Here is a 1,812-nt window from a genome sequence, read left to right on the forward strand (position 1 = left end):
GGAGCCTCCACCGCCGACGGCGCCAACATCGTCCAGTACGACGACTGGGGCGGCGCCAACCAGCAATGGCAACTCGTCCCGGTCAGCGGCAACGGCGGCGGCAATTACGCCAACCCGGTCGTGTGGCAGGACTTCGCCGACGGTGACATCGTCCGGGTGGGCGACGCCTACTACTACTCGGCCTCGACCATGCACTACTCGCCGGGCGCGCCGATCCTGCGTTCGTACAACCTGGTCGACTGGGAGTACGCCGGGCATTCCGTGCCGAGGCTCGACTTCGGCTCCGGCGCCTACGACCTCAACGGCGGCCGGGCGTACGTGAAGGGCATCTGGGCCTCGGCCTTCAACTACCGGCCCGGCAACGGCACCTTCTACTGGCTCGGCTGCGTCGAGTTCAACCGAACCTACGTCTACACCGCCTCCGCCGTGGACGGCACATGGACCAAGCGCTCACAGATCAACAACTGCTACTACGACGCCGGCCTGCTGGTCGACTCCGACGACACCATGTACGTCGCCTACGGCAACAGCACCATCAGCGTGGCCCAGCTCTCGGCCGACGGTCTCAGCCAGGTGCGCGCGCAGCAGGTGTTCCAGACGCCGAGCAACGTCGGCACCCTGGAAGGATCCCGCTTCTACAAGCGGAACGGCTACTACTACATCTGGCTGACCCGCCCCGCCAACGGCCAGTACGTGCTCCGCTCGACCTCGCCATGGGGCCCGTACGAGATGCGCCAGGTCCTGCTCGACCTGCCCGGCCCCGTCGCCGGCGGCGGCGTCCCGCACCAGGGCGGGCTCGTCCAGACGCAGAACGGCGACTGGTACTACATGGCGTTCGTCGACGCCTACCCCGGCGGACGCGTCCCGGCTCTGGCGCCGATCACCTGGACCGGCGACTGGCCGGTCGTGCAGACCGTCAACGGCGGCTGGGGCGTGAACTACCCGAAGCCGAACATCCAGACCAGCCGGACCGTGACGTCCATGATCGGCCCGGACGCCTTCACCTCGGCCACGCTCGGCCCCCGCTGGGAGTGGAACCACAACCCCGACACCAGCCGCTTCTCCACCGGCAGCGGCCTGCGCCTGCAGACCGCGACCGTCACCGGCGACCTCTACGCCGCCCGGAACACGCTGACCCACCGCATCCAGGGCCCGTCCTCGACGGCGACGATCGAGCTCGACCCCTCACAGATGGCCGACGGCGACCGCGCCGGGCTGGCGATGCTGCGCGACCAGTCGGCCTGGATCGGCGTCAAACGCGACAACGGCGTCAGCCGGGTCGTGATGACCAACGGCCTGACCATGAACGGCTCGTGGCAGACCACCGGCACCGGCGTCGAGGCGGCGAGCGCGAACGTCCCGGGCGGCCGGATCTGGTTGCGGGTCACCGCCGACATCCGGCCCGGGTCCGGCCGTCAGGCCCGTTTCTCCTACAGCACCGACGGCAGCACCTTCGTGGGCCTCGGCCCCGCCTTCACGCTGAACAACGCCTGGCAGTTCTTCATGGGTTACCGCTTCGGCATCTTCAACTACGCCACCAAGTCCCTCGGCGGCGCGGTCACCGTGCGCCGCTTCGACCTGACCACCCCCTGACACGGCATCGGAGCACATGGTGAAGAAACTGGTGCAGAAACACAGTCCCCTGACCGTCCTCGCGACGGTGGCCGTCCTGCTGGCGAGCCTGTTCGTCGCCGTCCAGCCCGCCGACGCGGCCACCGTCGACACCAACGCCTGGTACGTCCTGGTCAACCGCAACAGCGGCAAGGCCCTGGACGTCTACAACCTGTCCACCGCCGACGGCGGCCGCATCAC

2 protein-coding genes are annotated in these 1,812 nt (G+C 68.8%); both read left to right on the plus strand.

Annotated features, from left to right (window positions below; all coding sequences use genetic code 11):
* A partial coding sequence (locus ACWEJ6_RS54685; protein ID WP_452433694.1) for a family 43 glycosylhydrolase occupies positions 1-1,593 on the plus strand: 1,593 nt, incomplete at its 5' end.
* 67 nt (positions 1,594-1,660) lie between these two features.
* Positions 1,661-1,812, plus strand: a 152-nt coding sequence (locus ACWEJ6_RS54690; protein WP_452433696.1) for an RICIN domain-containing protein, incomplete at its 3' end; no start/stop codon positions are given.

The sequence above is a fragment of the Nonomuraea sp. NPDC004702 genome (genome assembly GCF_053601695.1).